Below are 19,815 nucleotides of genomic sequence, written 5' to 3' on the forward strand. Positions count from 1 at the left end.
GACCTCCCACGGCTTCGACCGCGCCACCCCACACCCCCAGATCGTCAAGCTGAGAGCGATCCAACCACGCCGAAGATCATTTCGTTAGGAGTTCTAAGTGGCCGCTACTGTGGCCGCCGTGATGGTGGGTACCGAGGACACCCGGTTGATCCTGCTGCGCGGCAACAGCGCCTCGGGGAAGTCGTCCGTCGCGGCCGGGCTGCGCGACAGGTTCGGCCGAGGTCTGGCCCTGGTGAGCCAGGACAACCTCCGGCGCGTCGTGCTCCGGGAACGGGACCGCCCTGGCGCCGCGAACATCGGCCTGATCGGACTGACCGCCCGCTACGCCCTGGACGCCGGGTTCCACGTCGTGGTCGAAGGCATCCTCTACGCCGACCACTACGGCAGCATGCTCGCGGATCTGCGTGCCGATCACCGGGGGCCGACCCACGCCTACTACCTGGACGTGCCGTTCGAGGAGGCCCTCGTCCGGCACGCCACCAAGCCGATCGCCGATGACGTCGACGAGACGCAGCTGCGCGACTGGTACCGGACACGCGATCTGCTGCCCGGTGGCGTCGAGACCGTCATCGGCGCCGGCAGCACTCTGCACGAGACCGTCGACCGCATCATGCTCGACACCGGCCTGAACGGCCTGCCCTCGCTCGACCGCTGACCTCGGTCGGGATTCCGTTCGATCGAGTTAAATGGAAGGTTAAATAACAGGGTTAACGACTGCTAGGGTTCGCGGTGGAGGTACGGCACATGGCAACCAGTGAGGAAGAGCTGTTCGCGTCCGTGGACGCCCTGCTGGAGGAGGAGCCGCAGCTGCCTCCCCCCGCCGAGCGGGCCCGGTTGCGCGAGGCCGCCGGTATCACCCAGGCCCGACTGGCCCAGGCGCTCAAGTCGACCACGCAGACGGTGAAGAACTGGGAGAACGGCCGGTCCGAGCCCAAGCCCCCACGCCTGGAGGCCTATCAGCGGCTGCTGAAGGGCTGGGCGGAGAAGTACCCCGCCCACACCCCCCTCCGCACCACCACCCCCACCGCCGCGCCGGTTCCGCACCCCGCTGCCCCGGCGGAGCCGGCCCCCGCCCTGGTGGAAGGGGCGGAGACGGCCGCCGGCCCGATGGAACACACCGATTCGGCCACGGAACCGGCGGAGCGTGCGGAGTCGGCCACCACCCTTCAGCAACCTGCGGAGTCGGCCGCCGGCCCCGCGGCACGGACGGAGCCCACCGCCGGCCCCGCGGCACAGACGGAGCCCACCGCCGACCCCGAGGCACGGACGGAGCCCGCCGCCGCGCCGCAGGCACGCCCCGTGCGGACCGCCCCGGAACCCCTCTCCGCCCTCCGCGCACCGTCGTCGCGCCGTCCGGTCGCTCAGAAGACCGACCGCCCCGCCCCCGCCCCCGACGTCGATCCCCGCTTCCCGCACGGTCCGCTCGCCGTGCTCGACGGTGAGGGTCGCGCCTTCGGGGCCGGCGGGATCGTGCTCGACTGCCCCGCCGCCACCGTCCCCGAGCTGGTGGAGTGGACGCTCGCCGAGTCCGGACTCGGAGCGGCGCGACTGCATCGCAACGGCAAGGACGCCGATCCGCTGGTCGTGCTCACCCCGGCCGCCGCCGTGAAGCTCGGGCTGCCGGAGCGGCTGGACGGTCACGAGCAGCGCCGCTCCCTGCGACTGTCCGACGACCACCCGGTCGTGAAGGAGCTCGCCAGGAAGCAGTGGAAGCTGACCCGGCGCGGGTTCGGGCCGTGGGCACGGATCTACCGCCCCGCGCAGTCCGGCCAACGCCAGTGCGTACAGCTCGCGATCCTGTCGTGGGACGCGCTCGACGCCCGCTCCTGGCCCGGTGTCGCCGAGCTCGGTCCACCGGAGATCGCCCGCGTCCTCGGCGTCTACGCCCAGCGGGTCATCACCCCGCGCGGTTCGACGGCCGTGTCCGGGCTGGAGCTGATGACCGCCCTGCGGCCGCCCACACGGGCCGTGCAGGACCGGGCGACCGGGAACTGGGTGCCCGGACACAACCCCGGAAGCCTCGGCACCGAGCCGGTGGACCCGGCGCCGCCGGAGGCCACCACCGAGCATCCGGTCGTCGTGCGCACGGGCTGGAAGGGCGGTTTCCTCGACGAGGAGGCCTACCAGTGGGTCCGCGACGTCGACCACCTCACCGGTGAGGAGGTCACCCTGCCGTACGCGGTCGGGCTCGACCTGAACACCGCGTTCCTCGCGGCCGCCTCCCGCCTGACCGTCGGGCTGTCCGCCCCCGAGCACCTGGTGAACCCGGCGTTCAGCCCGAAGGTCCCGGGCTCCTGGTTCGTGGACCTGTCCCACGTCCGGCTCGACCCGCGCCTGCCCAGCCCCTTCACCCCGGACGGCGTCCCTCCGCAGGGACCCGCCTGGTACGAGACCCGCACGGTCGCCTACGCCCAGGAACTCGGCCACAACGTCGCCCCCTTGGAGGCGTACCTCCGGCGGGAGACCGGGGCCTACCTGGACCCGTGGCACGACCGGCTGCGCACCGCCTACCTCGACACCCTCGCCGACCTCGGCGTCACCACAGGACTGTCGGACGACGAGTTCCTCGCGGCGATGGAGCGGCACAAGGAGGCCGACCCCGCCATGGCGGCCGTCCTCGCCGCGATCAAGGCGACCGTCAAGGGCGGTATCGGCAAACTCCGTGAACGCCCGCAGGGCCGCAAGTACCGGCAGGGCGACCGGTGGCCGGCGCTGGAACGGCCGACCTGGCGTCCGGACATCCGCGCGGCGGTCATCTCCAGGGCCCGCGTCAACATGCACCGCAAGCTGTTCAAGATGGCGGAGATGACCGGCCTGTACCCCCTCGCCGTCCTGTCCGACTGCGTCGTCTACCCCAGCCCCGGCCGCTCCCCGCTGGACTTCCTGCCCTACAGCACCTCCGGCAAGCCGATCCCCGGCGTCTTCCGCCTCGGACCCGCGCCGGGCCTGGCCAAGCCGGAAGGCGTCCAGGAGATGGCCTGGGCGGTCGATCTGATGGAGCAGGGCCTCAACCCGGCCCGGCACATCAAGGGCGGCGGCCACGACGCCGTGCTCGACGAGGGCGAGTAGGAGATGGCCGCAGACATCACCGACAGCGCCTGCCTCACCGGCGGCCCCATCGGCATCCGGACATGTGACACCCGGTTCCGCCTCGTCGCCCCCGGCGAGCGCGGCGACGTCCCCGAAGGGAGCTGACGCGTGGCAGGAGAGATCGGCGACGCCATCGAGCGCGCGGACCGGGAGGGCTTCACGAGGGAGCCGCCCAAGACCCTCAAGGGCCGCATCGGCTTCCTGACGAGGCAGCTGAAGACGACCAGGGCCGTCGCGGCCGAACTCGGCGTGAGTCAGCGGACGGTGGAGCGGTACCGCAAGGGCGATCGCAGACACCCGCCCAAGGACATCGCCGACAAGATCGACGCCGCCGTACGGTCGCGCTGGCAGCCGCAGGTGCGCAGGCGCCGGCAGAAGCAGGCGGCCACCACAGGCGGGATCACCGTGGAGACCCGCGCCCGCTTCGGCTACACCGCGCCCGTCGGCACGACCGACGACGGCCGGTTCCGCCGCCTCACCGTGCACCTCCCCCCGCCGTACGCCCGGCGGCTGTTCGAAGCCCAGGAGTCCGGGGCCGGTGACCAGGCGATGCGCGGGATCATCGCCGAGGGATTCAAGGACGTCTACTTCCAGGACGGCGGCATCCGCGCCACGGGACTCTCGGACGTCGCGATCAACGACATCGACTACCTGGATCTCGAGTTCTGACCCCGGCCGCGGAGACCCAGGACTCCGCGGCCGGCACGGCGGACCCGGCCTGCGGATGCGGAATTCCCTCGTTCGGCTCATCCTGAAAGTCCGCCACTGCGCAGCGGCGACGTTCCTCACTGCTCGGTCAGGAGGCATCGTGATCGCTCTGGCTCTGCTAGTACCGGTACTCCTCGCACTGATGATGTTCGGCCTGGACGGGTTCGAGAACCGTCTGTTCCCGCCATCGTCCCAGGAGGGCGTGGACGAGGAGGATTCCGCTCCGACGGAGGACCAGAGCTCCGCCTGACGCCCGCCCGACGCACGTCACCGCAGGTACGGACGCGGTTGCGGTTCCGCCCCCGCCGTGCTGGGCGCGGCACGGACACAAGGCCCCGGTACGGCCGGGATCCGGCCGCCGGCCGTGCGCCCCCGGGGGACCGAGGGGCGGGTGACGCGCGGTCGCAGGTGTAGACCTCCTGTCGCGGGGCACCTGTGGGAAGCCCGGGACGCCCGGGCGATCACGTGTGGCCGCGGCCTCGGACCGAGGCGCGCGAAGCAGGAGGGGACGACCATGATGGTGCCGGCCGAACAGGCTCTGCGAGAGGCGCTCGCCCGGTTCGCGGAGGCCCGCATCGAGCACGATGTGCTGCCGACGGGCTTCACCAGCCGCGCTGTGGAGGACACGTCGTACACGCTGTGCGTGATGACCGGGACCCAGACCATCGCGGACGCCCTGCACGCGGCGGACACCCTGGTCGAGCGCTACCGTAAAGGGCGCACGGTCACCCAGGACGACGAGACGCTGGCCGCGTAGCGCCTTGTACCGACACGCGGAGACCCGCCGACGCCCGGATGCCCGGCGGCCGAAGCCCGGACGCCCGGCGGGCCCCCAGATGCGCGGCCACCGAGCGAACGCCGCGATGCGCGGCCATGACGAGGACGCCCCGATGCACGGCCCGCGGGAGTACGCCGCGACGCCCCGCCCGCGGGAGGGCGCCGCGGCGGACCAGGTCGCTGGAGTGAGGCGGTGCGGACCGGGCATCCGCATGGTCGGGCCGCCGCAGCGGCCCGTGACCTCATGTCCTCATGGCTCGGTGGGAGAAGCGGCGTGATACTCGACGATGCACCGGAGACCCCCGCTCGCGGACCCGTGCCCGACACGGCGGCACGCAAGCAGCGGCTGCGCCGCCGGCTGGAGCGGCTCATCGGCGTCGCCGCGACCGAAGGCAACGAACTGCTGCCCCTGCGCAACGGCGACGAGATCTTCCCCGCCATGCTCGGGGCGATCCGGTCCGCCCGGCACACCATCGACATGATGACGTTCGTGTACTGGCGCGGCCGGATCGCCCGCGACTTCGCCGTCGCCCTGGCCGACCGCGCCCGCTCGGGCGTACGCGTACGACTGCTGCTCGACGGCTTCGGCGCCAAGGAGATCGAGCCGGAACTGCTGGACCTCATGACCGGGGCGGGCGTCCAGGTGGCCTGGTTCCGCAAACCCGCGTGGCTGTCGCCGTTCCGGCAGAACCACCGCTGTCACCGCAAGGCCCTCATCGTCGACGAGCACACCGCCTTCACCGGAGGCGTCGGCATCGCCGAGGAATGGTGCGGCGACGCCCGCGACGCCGGCGAATGGCGCGACACCCACGTACAGGTGCGCGGTCCGGCGGTGGACGGCGTGGCGGCCGCGTTCGCGCAGAACTGGGCGGAGTCGCACGACGAACTCTTCGACGACCGCGACCGCTTCACGGAACACCCCCAGGCCGGCTCGGCGGTGGTGCAGGTCGTGCGCGGCTCCGCGAGCATCGGCTGGCAGGACATGCAGACCCTGATCCGGGTCATGCTCAACTCCGCCGAGGAACGCTTCCGCCTGGCCACCGCCTACTTCGCGCCCGACGACTACTTCATCGACCTGCTGTGCGCGACCGCGCGTCGCGGTGTGCAGGTGGAGATCCTGCTTCCCGGCCCCCACACCGACCAGCGTGCCTGTCAGCTCGCCGGCCAGCGTCATTACGCGCGTCTGCTGGAGGCCGGAGTGCGCATCCGGCAGTTCCAGCCGACGATGATGCACGCGAAGATCATCACCGTGGACTCGGTCGCCTCCCTCATCGGATCGACGAACTTCAACCGCCGCTCGATGGACCACGACGAGGAGGTCATGCTCGCCGTGCTGGACGAGGACTTCACCGCGTCGCTCGACCGTGACTACGACGCGGACCTGGAGCGCAGCACGGACATCGACCTCACGCGCTGGAGACGGCGGGCGGTACTCCAGCGAGCCAAGGAAGCCGCGGTCACCCCGATCCGCCGCTTCCTGTGAGACCGCCCCGGTCCGGGCACCGCAGCGCACCCCGGGTGCCACGTGCCCGTGCACCGGGCTGCCGGGCCGGCACGGAGGACGGTACGCACACCGCTTGCGCGCCGGCTCGCCGGGTACAGCGATGCAGTACAGGCTGTACCCGCGGCAGCCGAACCCGACGAAAGTGATGTGCACGTGATTCTTCCCGGCGACGGCCGCGCCGAGGGCCCGGCCGACGATGCGGGTGCGGGCGCGCTCGAGATCGCCGACGCGGTGGAGCGCCTCGTGGGCCTGTGGTCCCTGCCCGCCCAGGAGGCGGCCGCGCGGCTGTCGGTCCATCAGCTGCGGGCGCTCCGGGCCCTGGAGACGGCGCCGGAGACGAACCTCACCGGCCTCGCCGACCGCCTGGACATCCAGCCCCCCGCCGCCAGCCGCCTCTGCGACCGCCTGGAGGCGGCGGGGATGCTGGAGCGCACGCTGCACCCCCGCACGCGTCGTGAGGTGCGGCTGAGGCTGACCAGCCGTGGCCGCCGTGTCCTGGACGACGTGGCCCGCCTCAGGATCCAGGCCCTGGCCGGGGTGCTCGCGTCCATGGAACCCGCGGACCGGTCGGCGCTCGTCCGGGGCATGAAGGCCTTCGCCTCCGCCCAGGACGAACCGCGCCCCCGGCCGCCGCAGGTGCCTTAGGGAGCGTCTCCCCGGTCTCCCCGGTCTCCCCGGTCTCCCCGGTCTTTCCGGGGCCGCGGCGTCCGGCACGGCACCTCGCCGCGCGGCCGGACCGCCCGCGTACGCCTGGTACGCGGACGATCCGGCTGGTGCGTGGCCCGCCCCCGCGGCCGGGCCCGTCACGAGCGGCGCAGGATCCGGGCGGTCCGTGACAGCGACACGCAGATGGCGGAGGCGGCGGTCCACACCAGGGGGACTGTCCACGGGCTCCACCACATAAGCGCCGGCGAAACGGCCGCGGCCGCCGGCAGCACGACGCCGACCGGCAGCACGACGTCGCGCCGGTACCGCCTCAGCTGCTCGCCGAGGATCTCCTCGACCATCTCGGCGACCCGGTCGTCGATGGTGTCCCCGTAGCGCACGAGGAACTGCTCGATGTCGTCGGTCCTGCCGGCCGGGCAGGGGCGGCAGGCGGCGTTCGCGTGTCGATCGGTCATGTCCTCACGATGTCGCACCGGGCGGCGCCGGGTCGGCAGCGTGAACCCATCGGCCGGACGGGGGGTAAACCCTACCCTCCACCGGTGGGCTCGCCCTGCTGCCGACGGGTGGCCGGGCTGGGTACCGTCCCCTTGTCGAATCGAGGCGCGGACGGTGACCTGGTCGCCGCCCGCTCTGCCCACGAGAGCGGGTCCGAAGCAGTTGACCGAGACCATCGCCGGCCGTGCCACCGGCAGAGCCCGGACGGACGCCCGGCCACCCCGAGAGGTGGTGCCGGGCAATCCCCTGCGCGCGCTGACCTCCCCCGCGCTCTGGCGGGCGTCGATCCACCTGGCGCTCGACGGTCTGGTGGCGCTGGCGGGACTGGCCGTGCTGGTCGTGCTGGTCGTCGCCGTCTGCCTGGCGCCGGCCGGCCTGGTGGGCCTGCCGCTCACGGTGGCGGCGGGGTGGGCGATGTTCCGGCTGGCCGCCGCCGAGCGCGCCCGGTTCGCCGTGACCTGCGGACTGGAGCTCGACGGGCTGCCGGCGCCGGTCGCTTCGTGGCGGTTGGCCAAGTCGCTGCAGTCGCTCGTCCACAACTCCTGCACCTGGCGGCTCATCGGCTACTTCGTACTGCTGATGCCGCTGGCGGTGGTGACCGTGGCCTGGGTGGCGCGCCGCGCGGCCGGTGACCGACCCGCCGGAACGCGATGCCGGACGGGCCGTCGAGCGCCTCGGCGGTGACCTCCTCGCCGTACCGCTCCGCCGTCCAGGTGGACTACGGCGCCCCGCCCTCGGCCGGGAGGACGTGGCACAGGAGGAAGCAGACGTCGTCCTCCCGTTCGGAGTCGTGGACCAGCGGCTTGAGCAGGGACTCCGCGCAGTCGTCCAGGTTCTCCAGCTCGGAGTCGCCGAACGCGGCCAGGGTCTCGCCGAGCAGCTCGATCCCCGGATCCATGCCGAGGGACCGGCGCTCCACGAGACCGTCGGTGTACATGACGAGGGTCGAGCCGGCCGGCAGCTCGGCCGTGTGGTCGGTGTACTCGAAGGGGAGGGGTACGCCCAGCATGACGCCCGGCCGGGTGTTCAGGACGCGCACGTCGCCCCCGGGCGCGCGCACCACGGCGGGCGGGTGTCCGGCGGCGGCCCAGACGACGTGGGGGTCGCCGGGCCGGAACCGGGCGATGATCGCGGTCGCGTACAGGTCCGGCTGCTGATGGCGCAGCATACGGTGCAGGCGGGTGAGGATCCGGGCCGGACTGTCGTCCTCGACGGCATAGGCCCGCAGCGCGGTGCGCAGCTGACCCATGATGACGGCGGCGCGCAGCCCGTGTCCGGTGACGTCCCCTATGACGGTCAGCAGGCTGCCGTCGGGCTGGGGGAAGGCGTCGTACCAGTCGCCGCCGATGTTGAGCCCCCGGGTGGCGGGCAGATAACGCGCGGCCAGCCGCACCTCCTCGGTCGGGGGCAGCTCGGTGAGCTGGGCCCGTTGCAGGGCTACGGCGGTGTCCCGGTGCTGTTCGTACTGACGGGCGTTGTCCAGCGCGATGGCCGTACGGCGGGCCAGCTCGACCAGCATCACGCTCGTGCCCTCGTCGAAGCCGCTCTCCGGCGCGGTCAGCGTCACCACACCCGAGGTGCCGCGCCCGGTGAGCGGGATGCACAGCAGCGGCCGGTCGGGTGACAGCGCCGAGGGCGGGAGATCGTCGATGCCCGGGAGGGCGGCGGGGTGCGGTCCCGCGTGCTGCGGACGGCCGAGGCGGGCGGCGGTGACCGCGGCGGCGGAGCGGGCGCCGTTCCCCTCGGCGGGTTCGTCGAAGAGCCACACGTCGATGTCGCTCGCGTACTCGGGCACGAGCAGGCCGGGAAGGCGCCGGAGGATGTCCTCCTGGTCGAGGGACGCGGTCACGGCGGCGCTGGCGTCGGCGAGGAAGGTCAGCAGACCCCGCGCCTTCTCCGCCTCGCCCCGCGCGGCCCGTTCGGCGACGAGGAGATCGCGCTGGGCCTGCGCGGCGGCCTCCAGCTCGGCGTGCAGGGCCAGGACGCCCTGGTTGGTCTGGTGCAGCTCCTCCAGGTGCAGACGCAGCTGGCTCTCCGTGTCGTCGAGCCGGCCGACGAGCACCGCGGCCTCCTCGTCGGCGGCCAGGACCGCTTCCGCGAGGCGGACGTCGTCCGGTGCCTCGTAGGCGCCGTCCGGGTTCGCGCAGTCGTCCAGAGTGCCTTGTGCGCCGTCCGCGGGCCCGTACGAGGGCAGCGCGCGGGGTGCTGGGCCCGGGCAGGTGAGAGCGAGCCGCCAGGGCGCTGTCCGGTCCCGCCCTTGGCCGGCGGACTCGCCGACGACGACTTGGCCGGCTGGCTCGCCGACGACGCCCCGGTCGGCGGGCTCGCCCACGGCCCGCAGGAGCACGGTCCCGTCGGCCGCGGACGGCAGGACCGTGAGCGTGAGGTGCGTACCGCCCCGGCCGAGAGACTCGCGCAGCCGTGCCGTGAGCGCGGTGAGGAAACGGATGCGATCGACCTCGGGCACGCCGAGCGCGCCGACGACGCGCGCGGCGAAACTCCTGGCGCGGACGGCCTCGGCGGCCGAGGTGATGGTGACGGTGTGCGGCCGGATCACGGGCGTCCGAGCGGTGGGCCGGACGCCAGAACGGCCACGCAGGTGTCGTCGCGTACGGGGCTGGCGGCGCTGCTGGCGTCGCGGAGCACGGTCGCCGCGATCACCGCCGGGTCTCGCGTGAGCAGTCCGGGATCCTCGGGCGGCACCCACCGGCTGGGCAGTCCGTCGCTGTGCAGGACGAGCAGGCTGTCCGGCCTCCAGGGCAGGCGGCGCACGGGGACGGTCGCCGGGAACTGGGCGCCGACGATGCCGGGGTGGGAGACCAGGTGGTCCCAGGCGCCGTCGCTGTGCAGGCGTGCGCCGATGTTGCCGACCCCGGCGAACTCGAGTTCCCCGGCTTCCGTGTCCAGCTGGGCCACGGCCACGGCCGCCCCGCGGGTGGGCCGGAGCGCCGGGTGCAGGTGACGCAGGATCTCCGCGGGTGCCAGGTGTCCGACACGGCGCAGCTCCTCGACCGCGGCACCGGAGGCCTCGGCGGCCTTGTGGCCGTGTCCGAGGCCGTCGGCGAGCAGCAGGGTCAGCCGGGAGCCCGCGCGGACGCGGCTCCAGTCGTCCCCGGAGTGCTCGCCCCGGGCGAGGGGGACGTTGACCCCTCCGGTCAGGAAGGCCGGCCGGGTGCTCGGCCGGTCCGGGTCCTGGCCGATCCGCGCCACCGAGACGGTGCCGCGGGGGCCGCTGTACAGGTCGAAGGTGCTGGAGACGCGCCGGCAGGTGCCCAGACCGGCGCCGAGCGACGCGTCGCTGGTGGTGAAGCCGTCGCGCAGGGCGGCGGCGACATCGGGGATGCCGGGACCGTGGTCGAGGGCGACGAGCTGCACCGCGTGCCCCGGGGCGCCCGGGTCCGGATGGCCGACGAGCTGGATCACCAGACGGCCGCCACCGGCGTGCTTGAGCAGATTCGTCGCCAGCTCCGTGGCCACCAGGGCGGCGACCGCGGTGCGGTGGCCGTCGAGACGGGCATGGGCGCCGGCCGCCTCGGTGGCCACCCGGACGTCGCGCACGCGGGTGGAGTCGTGCACCGGGATGTCCCAGACGCGTGTCATCCGAGCCCCGGACGGGCCGCGGGTACGCCGGTGACCCAGGCGACGACGGTGACGACGGTGCCCCGGCCCGGCTCGGTGTCGATGGCGAACTCGTCCACCAGCCGCCTGGCTCCGCTCAGGCCCAGCCCGAGACCGCCCCCGGTGGTGTAGCCGTCGGTCGTCGCCAGCTCGATGTCGCGGATGCCGGGGCCGGAGTCGCTGAACGCCAGCCGAAGCCCTTGCGTACGGCCGTTGCGCAGCGGAGTGATGCCCACCTGCCCTCCACCGCCGTGGACGAGCGTGTTGCGGGCCAGCTCGCTGGCCGCGGTGACCAGTTTCGTCTGCTGCACGAGCCCGAAACCGAGCTCGGCCGCGAACTGCCGCACCTGGTGCCGGACCCACGCGAGGTCCGCGTCCGAGCCGATCCGCAGGCTCGTCCCGACGCCAGGGTCGGAGGAGGCCGGAGTCACCTGCACCCCTCACGTGCGGCCGGGGCGGCCGCGGCGGTGTGCCGCTGAAGGAGTTCGAGGGCCCGCTCGGCGTCGAGCGCGGTCTCCAGACCGGGCAGGGTGAGACCCAGCTCGACCAGAGTGATCGCCACGGCGGGCCGCATCCCGCACAGCACCGTACGGGCGGCCATCAGACGGGCGCTGGCGGCGATCTCCGCGATGACCCGGCCCAGGAACGAGTCCACGATCTCGACGCCGGAGACGTCGATGACCACACCGCTCGCCCGGCTGTGGGAGACGCGCTCGGTGATGTTCTGCTGGAGGCGCTCGGCCATGCTGTCGTGCAGATCTCCCTGGAGGGTGATCAGCAGCACGTTCCCCAGGGTCAGGACCGGCAGCGCCGCCGGGTCACCCGGAACGGGCATCGTCATCGCAGGCTCGCGCCGGCCGCGTTGCGGGAGACCTCGATGCCCTGCTCGGCGAGCGCGTAGGCCAGGGCGTCGGCCAGAGAGCTGCGGGTGAGCACGGAGCTCAGGTCGATGCCGAGGTGCACGATGGTCTGCGCGATGGCGGGGCGGATACCGGAGACGACGCACTCGGCGCCCATCAGCCGCGCCGCGGCGACCGTCTTCATCAGGTGCTGCGCGACGAGCGAGTCGACCGTGGGGACGCCCGTGATGTCGAGGATCGCGTAGCGGGCCCGCTGCTCCACGATGGCCTGGAGCAGCGACTCCATGACCACCTGGCTGCGGGCGCTGTCCAGCGTGCCGATCAGCGGCACCGCGATGATGCCCTCCCACAGGCTGATCACGGGGGTGGCCACTTCGAGCAGCTGGAGCTGCTGCCGCGCGATCAGTTCCTCGCCGGCGTTGACGGTCGTCTCCATGATGACCAGACGCAGCGTCCCCATCAGGACGGTCAGCGCCACCAGCATGTCGTGCGCCTCGGGAGCGGACAGGCCCTGGGCCTCGCCCTCCAGCAGCTCGGCGGCGGTCCGCCGCAGTTCCGCGGCCTCGTCCGCTATCTGCGCCGGAGTGAATCCCCTGCGGGCCCGGGACGAGGCCATGCGCCCCAGCTGCTCGCGCACCGAGTCGAAGCCGGGGTCCGTGACACTTTCCAGCCGGCCGTTCGCAGCCACCCCGGACAGGGCGTCCACGACGGTCTTGCAGGCCTCGACGGCCTCGTCCCGGGAGACGGTGAAGACGGTGCTGAAGAGCGGGGCGTCCGCCCATCGCTGGGCGATCTGTTCGCGGCGGCGCTCCAGGAATGCTCCCAGCTCCCGCGCCGCCGGATCGGCCGCTGCCTGCTCCAGCACCTGCATCGTCTCCCTCAAGAACTCGCGGCTGTGCCAAGGCCGGCACAACCGCAACAATCATTGTCACATGACAAGCATTCACACTGCGTCCGCCCGGGAATCGACACAGCATCGACACATCCCCGGGCCGTCGCCGACGGCTCAGCGTCCGTGCCAGTCCAGGCAGACCACCAACGCGTCGTCCTTGGGGGCTGACCTGCCACGATGCCCGGTCAGCTCGCGCAGGATGGCACGCGGCACCTCGGCGGCGGGCAGCAGGCGGGTGGACAGGATCGCCCGGGCCAGGGCGTTGTCCCCGTACGCCTCGCCCCCTGGAGAGGCTACGGCGTACACCCCGTCGCTGACGAAGACCAGGCGGTCGCCCGGCTCGGCGACGAAGTCCTGGGTGACGTAGTCGGTCTCCTCGAACATGCCCAGCGGGAGCTGCGCGTCGAAGACGACGCGCTCGACCACCCCGTCCCGCAGCCGCAGCAGCTGCGGGGACCCGGCGTCCACCACCTTGACCCGGCCCGTCCCGAGCTCGAAGTCGAGCATCAGCACCGACAGGTAGCACCGCCCCTGGTAGTGGGCGTACACCGCCTGGTCGGCCAGGGCCGCCTGGTCGTCGATGGCGATCCCGGCCCGCCGGGCGTTCCGCAGCGCGTTGATGGCGAGGTTCGTCAGCAGGGAGGCCTCTATGCCCTCGCCCATGCCGTTGGTGACGTAGAGCATGAGGCGGTCCGTCGAGACGGACCAGTCGAAGTTGTCACCGAAGATCGCGTACGCCGGTTCGAGCTGCGCGCCGAGTTCGTACTCGGGCTGCGAGCAGGAGCGGCCGGGAAGCAGTTGCCACTGCATCTCGGCGGCCAGGGTCAGCCGGTCCTTGCGCCTCGCCTGGAGGTACACGTCCGTGTCGCGCTCGGCCACCACCACCTCGTGGCCGAGCACCTCGGCGATGTCCGTGAGCTCGCCCAGCAGGTCGGGCACGCGCTCCTCGCCGGGAAGGGTGACCGTGAGGACGCCCAGCCGGTCGCCGCGCACGGTGACCGGCAGATGGACGCGGACAGGTCCGCCCCGGGCCACCTCCACGAACGGTTCCTGGGCGCCGAAGGCGCGGCCTGCGGGGCTGTTGTGCACCGAGACCGGGTCCGCTGTGTGCGGCAGCACCGACACCGGCTGCAGGACGGTGAGGCCGTAGTCGGCCATGAACAATTCGACGGCCCGGGCCGCGTACTCCTGTGTGAGCACGTGGCGCACGGCGTCGAGCAACTCGTGCGGGGCCGCCGTGCGCAGGGCGCGCTCGGCGGACACAAATCTGTTCACGATGCTAAAGAGACCAATCCCTCGACGGACGCACACGGACCTCGCCCAGGCGAGGTGACCACCCGGGTCTTGCCGCGCCGGGCCGTCCGGTCCATCCTTTGCCACTACCGGCACCTAGTACGCTGGCAGGCGTCCCAAGTGCCTGCGAGAGTGTGACGGTGACTGTCTTCCGCCCCCGCCCCGAGCCCGTCGAGGTCGCGAGAGTGACCTTGACGGCTGTGGAGCTGCTGGAAGTCCTGTGGGGCCGTGCCTCGACCGCACCGGCTTCTCCGTCCCAGATGCGTGTGCTCCTGATGCTCGAACACCAGGACGGCATCAATCTGCGCACACTCGCAGACTCTCTCGCTTCCACGCCCCCGTCCACCAGTCGGCTCTGCGACAGGCTGGTGGCGGCCGGCTTCGTGGAACGTGTCATCAGTCCCGCCGACCGCCGCGAGGTGCGGCTGCACCTCAGCGACCGCGGCCGTGCCTTCCTCGATGACCTGCGGGAACGCCGTGAGCGGGAGCTGCAGGCGGTGCTGGAGCTGATGCCCGCCGCCAAGCGGACCGCGCTCCTGGAGGGGCTGGAGTCGTTCTGCGACACGGCGGCGTCACAGATACACGACACCGCCGCGGACGCGGGGGACCAGACCGCCTGAACGCAGGGCCGGGCCGCCGATCGCCTCGGCATGCCGAGGCTCGGACGACTGGCGCACGGAGCTGTCTCCGCCCACCGGAACATTGTGGATCCTTCCCCGTACGGTGCGACCCCGTTACTTTGTTGCCTGACGGCCATAGTTGTCAAACGACAACAGTTCTTTCCGGTGCTCACCGCGAGGCTGTGACCTCGCCGGTCCGTGCCGTGCCGTGCACCCCTCCCGCTCGCCCCCGGTGCGACGGCCGAACGTCCCCGCCCCGCGTCCGTCCTCCACTCGGGACGGAGCCTTCGCATCAACTCCTTTCCCCTCAAGAGGACTTCATCGCTCTTGGTAGCCACCGTCACATTGCGGCCGTGGATCCACCTCGTGGATGATCGGAACACGGGCGACACAGGGGGACGTATGCGATTCACCGACGGGCCGGGCGTGCACTGCGATGTCCGGATCGAGGCGGCCGCGCCGCGGGTCTGGGCGCTGGTGACGGACATCGGCCTTGCCGCCCGGCTCAGTCCGGAACTCCAGCGCGTCTCCTGGCTCGACGGTGCGGACCGGCCGGCGCCGGGGGCCCGCTTCGAGGGCCACAACCGCCACGAGGCGCTCGGTGAGTGGCGTACCGTGTCCCACGTCGTCGAGCTGGACGAGCCGAGGGTGTTCGCCTGGGCCGTCACCGACGCGGACGGCCGGTACGGCGAGCCGACGCTGGACCCGGCGAAGGCCATGGCCACCTGGCGCTACGAGCTGGAGGCCGACGGCGACGCCACCCTGCTGCGCCAGTCGGTGCTCATCGGACCGGGCCGCAGCGGGGTCACCCTGGCCTTGGAGCGCCGGCCCGACCGCGAGGAGGAGATCATCGCCTTCCGGCAGCGGGAACTGCGCGCGGGCATGGAAGCCACTCTGCTCGGCATGAAGAAGCTGGCGGAAGAACCCCGGTGACGTCCACCGGGCCGTGAGCGTACGGCGGCTCGGTCCGAGGCGTCCTCGGTGACCGGCACCTGCTGCCCGCGTATGCGGGGGCGGACTACTTCCCGCGTATGCGGGGGCGGACGCGGTTCGCAGCCCGCCGACGAGGCACCGGCGGCCGTGCTGCTCTCGCGCGTGTGGCGGCGCCTTCGAGCACGCACCCGATCCCGTGACGGGGTAGCGCGCGCCCTGGGGGGCGCCTCGCGCCTCTACGGCACCGGCGTTCCCGGCGGCACCCGGAGATGCTGGCGCATCCTGACGCGCCCGTCCTGCCCGGGGCACTGAGCGGAACGGCCATTGCCGGCCAACCACAGCCGCCCCGCCGCTGTGCCCGCCCGCTGGTACCGGGTGCGCGGAACGGCGCCGGGAGCCGCCCGGGCGGACCCGCCACCGACGGCGATCGCCGCCCGCCCGTAGTCCTCGCCGCACCCGTGCGCGCCGGTGACGCGACCGAGTCCGCCCAGTTCATCGCGCGGGTGCGCACTCCGCGGGCGGCCGGCGGGCCCGGGGCGCACCGGCCGCTGCCCCCGTACGCGAGGCCCTTCCGTCCCGGACGGTCGCGCCCGCTCATGTCCGCCGGACGGATCATGGCCGAGATGTGCGGCCTTCGTTGACAGGCCTCCGGCCGATTCGTATCTTCTCGGATCGTTGGAAATTCGATGATTTAGGTTCTTGATCATCCAGATTTCGGGGGAACGATGTCCGGACGAACGACACCGGCCGGCGGACGGGGCTGGACCCTGGCCGTGGTGTGCGTGGCCACCTTCATGCTCCTGCTCGACCTCACCGTGGTGAACGTGGCCCTGCCCGACATCAGGGACGCGTTCGATGCGAGCTTCACCTCACTGCAATGGGTGCTCGACGCCTACGCCCTCGGGCTCGCCGCGGTGCTCCTGACGGCCGGTTCGCTGGCGGACCGGCTGGGCCGCAAGCGCGTGTTCAACGTGGGCTTCGTCGTCTTCGTGCTCGCGTCGCTGGCCTGCGGGCTCGCGAACGACGTCGTCACGCTGTCCCTGTCCCGCGGCGTCCAGGGCCTCGGCGGGGCCGTGCTGTTCGCCGTCGGCCCCGCGCTGATCGGGCAGGAGTTCCAGGGGGACGACCGGGGCAAGGCCTTCGGGATCTTCGGGGGAGTCGTCGGGCTCTCCATCGCCTTCGGACCGCTCATCGGGGGCGCGCTGACCGACGGGCTCAGCTGGCGCTGGATCTTCCTGGTGAACGTCCCCGTCGGCCTGGTCGCCCTGGCCGTCAGCGGGCTGCGGATGCGTGAGTCCCGCGCCGGGTCGGCCGTCGCCGTCGACTGGTGGGGCATGGTGATCTTCACCGGCGCGCTCACGCTGCTCGTCCTCGCCCTGCTGCGCGGCGAGGCCGAGGGGTGGGGCAGCGCCCCCATCGTCGGCATGTTCGCCGCCTCCGCCGTCCTGCTCGTCGTCTTCGCCCTCGTCGAGCGGAGCCGCGGCGAACGGGCCATGTTCCAGCTCGCGTTGTTCCGCAACACGACCTTCAACGGTGTGTCGGTCGTGACCCTGGTGTGCGCCGCCGCGACGATGTCGGCGATCTTCCTTCTCGTGTCGTACGTGCAGAACGTGCTGGCGTTCTCGCCGTGGCAGACCGGACTGCGGTTCCTCCCGCTGACCGGGACGCTGTTCGTCGCCGCCGCGGTCGCGGGGTCGCTGACCACGCGCGTGCCGCAGCGCCTGCTGATGGGGACCTCCCTCGCGCTCATCGCGCTCGGCCTCGGACTCGTCGCGCTCACCGGACCCGACACGGCCTGGACCGCGCTGCTGCCCAGCATGTTCGGCATCGGCCTCGGCATGGGGCTGTTCAACCCGCCGCGCGCGTCCCTGTCCATCGCCGTCGTCGAGCCGGCCAAGGCGGGCATGGCCTCCGGGATCAACGAGACGTTCCAGCAGGTGGGCGTCGCGATCGGCATCGCCGGTTTCGGCGCGGCGTTCCAGAGCCGGGTGAGCGAGCTGTTCGCCACGTCCGCGGCGGGGCGCCGACTCGGCGCTTCGGCGCATGAGTTCGGTGAGGCCGTCGCGGCCGGCGGCGGGACCGAGGCCATCGGCCGGGCGCCGAGGGCGATGGCCCCCGCGCTCGAGGCGGCGGCCCGCACCGCCTTCGTGGACGGACTGACCGACGTGATGTTCGTGTGCGCGGCCGTCGCTCTGGCCGGCTCGCTCGTGGGCTTCCTCTTCATCCGTACGCGCGATCTGCACGAGAGCGCGCGGGGCGAAGCCGGGAACACGCCCGGCGGGCACGGCGTTCCGCTCGGCGAGGCCGGTACCGAGGGGCTGTCCGCGGCGGAGTCCGTGCGCTCCGGCGGGGAGCGGTAGCGCCGGTCCGGCGGGGTCGGGGTGCGGGTGAGCGGCCGCACCGGACGACCGGCGGTGGTACCGGCCTTGGAGCCGGGTACCACCGCCAGTACGCTTTGTACGGCCGACGATCGGCACCGGGATGTTCGGCGCGACCGAGGGACTCGGCGACCGGCGGCTGTCAGCAGGCAGCCGGCGCCGGACGCTTCGGCGGCCGCGGAGCGCGGTGGTGCCGCGGAGAGCGGCGACCGGGCGAGAAGGGGACAGGATCCGCATGACACAGGCGACACCCACCCCGGCGCAGTCCGCGGGGTTCGACTTCCCGCTCGTCCGCAGGACCGGGTACCTGCTCAACAAGGCGGGCGCGATCCTCATGGAGGACGCCGAGCGCGCGCTCGCGGAGCAGGGCATGCGCCTGCGCTACTTCTACGTGCTCGCCGCGCTGGAGAGCGATCTGAGCCTGTCCCAGCAGGACCTGAGCCGGCTGCTCCACCTCGACCCCACGACCATGGTGGCCCTCGTCGACGAGATGGAACGGGCCGGCCAGGTGGAGCGGCGGCGCAACCCGGCGGACCGCAGGCGCTACATCCTGCGCCTGACGGACGAGGGCCGGGCGGCCCTGGAGCGTGCGGGGCGGGCCGTGGACGCCGTGGAGCGGGAGTTCCTGGAGGCCGTACCCGCGGAGGACCGCGAGCGGCTGCGCGCCCTCCTCGGTGACCTGCTCGCCGACCGCTGGCCGCGCGTGATCGCCTGCGAGTGAAAAGATCGCGTGCGGGTGATCGGAAAAGATCGCGTGCGGGGCGATCGAATTCGAACTGGAATTACTGAATCCCCTTCCGATAAATCCTTTGATCGATCTATGGAGCGTGTCGCGCCCCGTCGTGTCGCGCTTTCTCCCCGACCTGACCCATGTTAGTCTTTTTTTGTCCGGGTCGTGCGATCCGGGCACGGGGGGTTCAACGGGGAATGAATTTCATAGAGAACGGCAAGAGTGACAAGGAGTTACTCTACGCATCTCTGGAAAGCTGCCTCGGGTCGGGCAGCTCGCGCTTTTTCGGCAACGGATACAAGCGTGTCACGCAGACCCTCACCGACATCACCACCGACGGGAGCCCCCTGCCGGGCGCGCTCGTCTCCGCGCGCGGCACGCTCGGCTACCCGCGCGACTGGTCGCGCAAGTCGGGTGCCGGCGATCTGCGGCCGCACCTCAGCAGCATCGACGCGCTGGTCCTCGCCGCCAATCTGGCGGAGGTCCATCTCGCCAGGGCCTTCGGCCTGAGTCCGGCCGAGCGGCGCACGATCTGGCTGCGCCACGCCGACGTACGGGCCGGCAGCAGCCCCCACGAGGAGCTCTCCGGCTTTCCCGTGCGGGGCAGGCTCCTCACCGTCGAGGGGTCGTCCGCCCAGGACCCGGAACTGGCCAGCACCTTCGCGTTCCAGGTCGGACGGCTCAAGGTCCGCTGCACACTCGCGCACGGCCGGGGCGACGGCGCCCCGGGCGGTCCGGCCGGCTACGACGACGAGAAGCAGGCTCTCGGGCCCGCGCACACGCGTCACTACGGCAAGGGCTACAAGCGGCGCGAGCAGCACGCCGAACAGGTCCGCGTCGACCTGGACCGCCAAGAGGTCCGCGTGCTGCGGCACGTCGTCGCCGGGGACGCGGAAGCGGCCCCGGACACCTGCGGAGCCGAAGCGGCGTACGGCCCCTCGGTCTCCCTGGTCGACGCGATCGTGGGCGTGGCCCAGCTCGCCCAGATCCTGCTCTACGCACAGGACGGCCTGGCGAGAGGCGACAGCGACACCCTCTGGATGCGGCGCTTCGTCGTGAACGCGCGGACGCCGGTGCGCCCCCTGGGGCGCAGCTTCGTGCCGACCGTGCGCACCGCGAGCAGCCGGCTCCTGCCCATGGGCGACGCGCTCTGGCGCACCGCGGAACTGGCGGTCGACGACTTCGCCGGTATCGGCGGACGCTGTTGGCTGGCCCACCGCCTGCCCGCCGCCGTGTAAATGGCACGTAACT

General features: G+C 72.4%; 21 protein-coding genes. 14 read left to right on the forward strand and 7 right to left on the reverse strand.

Features of this window, described 5'->3' with window-relative positions:
- The first annotated feature begins 121 nt into the window (after positions 1-121).
- The 8 genes from ACIPRD_RS30930 to ACIPRD_RS30965 all read left to right on the forward strand — a co-directional run bounded on the left by ACIPRD_RS30930 (position 122) and on the right by ACIPRD_RS30965 (position 6,724).
- Positions 122-655 carry an AAA family ATPase gene (locus ACIPRD_RS30930; RefSeq protein WP_401568045.1) on the forward strand — a complete coding sequence of 178 codons (534 nt, stop codon included), beginning with the start codon at positions 122-124 and terminating at the stop codon, positions 653-655.
- Between the two features lie 89 nt (positions 656-744).
- Positions 745-3,069, forward strand: coding sequence for a telomere-associated protein Tap (gene tap / locus ACIPRD_RS30935; RefSeq protein ID WP_401567831.1), 2,325 nt, complete (start codon positions 745-747; stop codon positions 3,067-3,069).
- A gap of 3 nt (positions 3,070-3,072) precedes the next feature.
- Positions 3,073-3,195: a hypothetical protein gene (locus tag ACIPRD_RS30940; RefSeq protein ID WP_401567832.1), complete on the forward strand. Its 123-nt coding sequence runs from the start codon at positions 3,073-3,075 to the stop codon at positions 3,193-3,195.
- 3 nt (positions 3,196-3,198) lie between these two features.
- On the forward strand, positions 3,199-3,759 hold the full coding sequence (gene tpg, locus ACIPRD_RS30945; protein ID WP_401567834.1) for a telomere-protecting terminal protein Tpg: 561 nt from the start codon (positions 3,199-3,201) through the stop codon (positions 3,757-3,759).
- Between the two features lie 139 nt (positions 3,760-3,898).
- Positions 3,899-4,048 (forward strand): hypothetical protein, encoded by a 150-nt coding sequence (locus tag ACIPRD_RS30950; RefSeq protein WP_356411200.1) that lies wholly within the window; start codon positions 3,899-3,901, stop codon positions 4,046-4,048.
- A gap of 264 nt (positions 4,049-4,312) precedes the next feature.
- The gene (locus ACIPRD_RS30955; RefSeq protein WP_356411203.1) at positions 4,313-4,555 is read left to right on the forward strand and encodes a DUF5133 domain-containing protein; all 243 of its coding nucleotides are present in this window, start codon (positions 4,313-4,315) and stop codon (positions 4,553-4,555) included.
- Between the two features lie 294 nt (positions 4,556-4,849).
- On the forward strand, positions 4,850-6,058 hold the full coding sequence (locus tag ACIPRD_RS30960) for a phosphatidylserine/phosphatidylglycerophosphate/cardiolipin synthase family protein (protein WP_401567836.1): 1,209 nt from the start codon (positions 4,850-4,852) through the stop codon (positions 6,056-6,058).
- A gap of 174 nt (positions 6,059-6,232) precedes the next feature.
- Positions 6,233-6,724, forward strand: a complete 492-nt coding sequence (locus ACIPRD_RS30965; RefSeq protein ID WP_356411309.1) for a MarR family transcriptional regulator — start codon at positions 6,233-6,235, stop codon at positions 6,722-6,724.
- Between the two features lie 158 nt (positions 6,725-6,882).
- Here the strand turns inward: ACIPRD_RS30965 and ACIPRD_RS30970 are convergent, their stop codons facing one another.
- Positions 6,883-7,200: a hypothetical protein gene (locus ACIPRD_RS30970; protein ID WP_401567837.1), complete on the reverse strand. Its 318-nt coding sequence runs from the start codon at positions 7,198-7,200 to the stop codon at positions 6,883-6,885.
- 154 nt (positions 7,201-7,354) lie between these two features.
- Between ACIPRD_RS30970 and ACIPRD_RS30975 the strand changes: the two genes are divergently transcribed.
- Entirely contained in the window at positions 7,355-7,924 is a 570-nt protein-coding gene (locus ACIPRD_RS30975; protein WP_401567839.1) for a sensor domain-containing protein, read from the forward strand.
- 34 nt (positions 7,925-7,958) lie between these two features.
- Here the strand turns inward: ACIPRD_RS30975 and ACIPRD_RS30980 are convergent, their stop codons facing one another.
- The 6 genes from ACIPRD_RS30980 to ACIPRD_RS31005 all read right to left on the reverse strand — a co-directional run bounded on the left by ACIPRD_RS30980 (position 7,959) and on the right by ACIPRD_RS31005 (position 13,885).
- Entirely contained in the window at positions 7,959-9,797 is a 1,839-nt protein-coding gene (locus ACIPRD_RS30980; RefSeq protein ID WP_401567841.1) for a PP2C family protein-serine/threonine phosphatase, read from the reverse strand.
- Positions 9,794-10,840 carry an ATP-binding SpoIIE family protein phosphatase gene (locus ACIPRD_RS30985; RefSeq protein ID WP_401567843.1) on the reverse strand — a complete coding sequence of 349 codons (1,047 nt, stop codon included), beginning with the start codon at positions 10,838-10,840 and terminating at the stop codon, positions 9,794-9,796. Before ACIPRD_RS30985 ends, ACIPRD_RS30980 begins: the two co-directional genes overlap by 4 nt.
- Positions 10,837-11,289 carry an ATP-binding protein gene (locus ACIPRD_RS30990; RefSeq protein WP_356411218.1) on the reverse strand — a complete coding sequence of 151 codons (453 nt, stop codon included), beginning with the start codon at positions 11,287-11,289 and terminating at the stop codon, positions 10,837-10,839. The genes ACIPRD_RS30985 and ACIPRD_RS30990 overlap by 4 nt, the downstream gene beginning before the upstream one ends.
- The gene (locus ACIPRD_RS30995) at positions 11,286-11,699 is read right to left on the reverse strand and encodes an STAS domain-containing protein (RefSeq protein WP_356411221.1); all 414 of its coding nucleotides are present in this window, start codon (positions 11,697-11,699) and stop codon (positions 11,286-11,288) included. The genes ACIPRD_RS30990 and ACIPRD_RS30995 overlap by 4 nt, the downstream gene beginning before the upstream one ends.
- Positions 11,696-12,589, reverse strand: a complete 894-nt coding sequence (locus tag ACIPRD_RS31000) for an STAS domain-containing protein (protein ID WP_356411312.1) — start codon at positions 12,587-12,589, stop codon at positions 11,696-11,698. The genes ACIPRD_RS30995 and ACIPRD_RS31000 overlap by 4 nt, the downstream gene beginning before the upstream one ends.
- 135 nt (positions 12,590-12,724) lie before the next feature.
- Entirely contained in the window at positions 12,725-13,885 is a 1,161-nt protein-coding gene (locus ACIPRD_RS31005; protein ID WP_356411224.1) for a PP2C family protein-serine/threonine phosphatase, read from the reverse strand.
- A gap of 203 nt (positions 13,886-14,088) precedes the next feature.
- Here ACIPRD_RS31005 and ACIPRD_RS31010 point away from each other — a divergent pair, with 203 nt between their 5' ends.
- The 5 genes from ACIPRD_RS31010 to ACIPRD_RS31030 all read left to right on the forward strand — a co-directional run bounded on the left by ACIPRD_RS31010 (position 14,089) and on the right by ACIPRD_RS31030 (position 19,802).
- Positions 14,089-14,523: a MarR family transcriptional regulator gene (locus ACIPRD_RS31010; protein ID WP_356411228.1), complete on the forward strand. Its 435-nt coding sequence runs from the start codon at positions 14,089-14,091 to the stop codon at positions 14,521-14,523.
- A gap of 402 nt (positions 14,524-14,925) precedes the next feature.
- On the forward strand, positions 14,926-15,456 hold the full coding sequence (locus tag ACIPRD_RS31015) for an SRPBCC family protein (protein WP_356411231.1): 531 nt from the start codon (positions 14,926-14,928) through the stop codon (positions 15,454-15,456).
- Between the two features lie 725 nt (positions 15,457-16,181).
- Positions 16,182-17,816 (forward strand): MFS transporter, encoded by a 1,635-nt coding sequence (locus ACIPRD_RS31020; protein WP_401567847.1) that lies wholly within the window; start codon positions 16,182-16,184, stop codon positions 17,814-17,816.
- Positions 17,817-18,069: 253 nt separating this feature from the next.
- Positions 18,070-18,555: a MarR family winged helix-turn-helix transcriptional regulator gene (locus tag ACIPRD_RS31025; protein WP_401567849.1), complete on the forward strand. Its 486-nt coding sequence runs from the start codon at positions 18,070-18,072 to the stop codon at positions 18,553-18,555.
- A 206-nt stretch (positions 18,556-18,761) separates the two neighbouring features.
- Entirely contained in the window at positions 18,762-19,802 is a 1,041-nt protein-coding gene (locus ACIPRD_RS31030) for an AvrD family protein (RefSeq protein ID WP_356411240.1), read from the forward strand.
- Positions 19,803-19,815: the final 13 nt, after the last annotated feature.

Origin of the sequence: Streptomyces sp. NPDC090108, from assembly GCF_044747185.1 — a bacterium.
In the GTDB taxonomy this organism is placed as follows: domain Bacteria; phylum Actinomycetota; class Actinomycetes; order Streptomycetales; family Streptomycetaceae; genus Streptomyces.

Coding starts and splice junctions, on each gene's coding strand:
- ACIPRD_RS31030 (WP_356411240.1), top strand. CDS start 18,762: ATGAATTTCATAGAGAACGGCAAGAGTGACAAGGAGTTACTCTACGCA.
- ACIPRD_RS31015 (WP_356411231.1), top strand. CDS start 14,926: ATGCGATTCACCGACGGGCCGGGCGTGCACTGCGATGTCCGGATCGAG.
- tap (WP_401567831.1), top strand. CDS start 745: ATGGCAACCAGTGAGGAAGAGCTGTTCGCGTCCGTGGACGCCCTGCTG.
- ACIPRD_RS30940 (WP_401567832.1), top strand. CDS start 3,073: ATGGCCGCAGACATCACCGACAGCGCCTGCCTCACCGGCGGCCCCATC.
- ACIPRD_RS31025 (WP_401567849.1), top strand. CDS start 18,070: ATGACACAGGCGACACCCACCCCGGCGCAGTCCGCGGGGTTCGACTTC.
- ACIPRD_RS30955 (WP_356411203.1), top strand. CDS start 4,313: ATGATGGTGCCGGCCGAACAGGCTCTGCGAGAGGCGCTCGCCCGGTTC.
- ACIPRD_RS30930 (WP_401568045.1), top strand. CDS start 122: ATGGTGGGTACCGAGGACACCCGGTTGATCCTGCTGCGCGGCAACAGC.
- ACIPRD_RS30970 (WP_401567837.1), bottom strand. CDS start 7,200: ATGACCGATCGACACGCGAACGCCGCCTGCCGCCCCTGCCCGGCCGGC.
- ACIPRD_RS30995 (WP_356411221.1), bottom strand. CDS start 11,699: ATGACGATGCCCGTTCCGGGTGACCCGGCGGCGCTGCCGGTCCTGACC.
- ACIPRD_RS30985 (WP_401567843.1), bottom strand. CDS start 10,840: ATGACACGCGTCTGGGACATCCCGGTGCACGACTCCACCCGCGTGCGC.
- ACIPRD_RS31020 (WP_401567847.1), top strand. CDS start 16,182: ATGTCCGGACGAACGACACCGGCCGGCGGACGGGGCTGGACCCTGGCC.
- ACIPRD_RS31000 (WP_356411312.1), bottom strand. CDS start 12,589: ATGCAGGTGCTGGAGCAGGCAGCGGCCGATCCGGCGGCGCGGGAGCTG.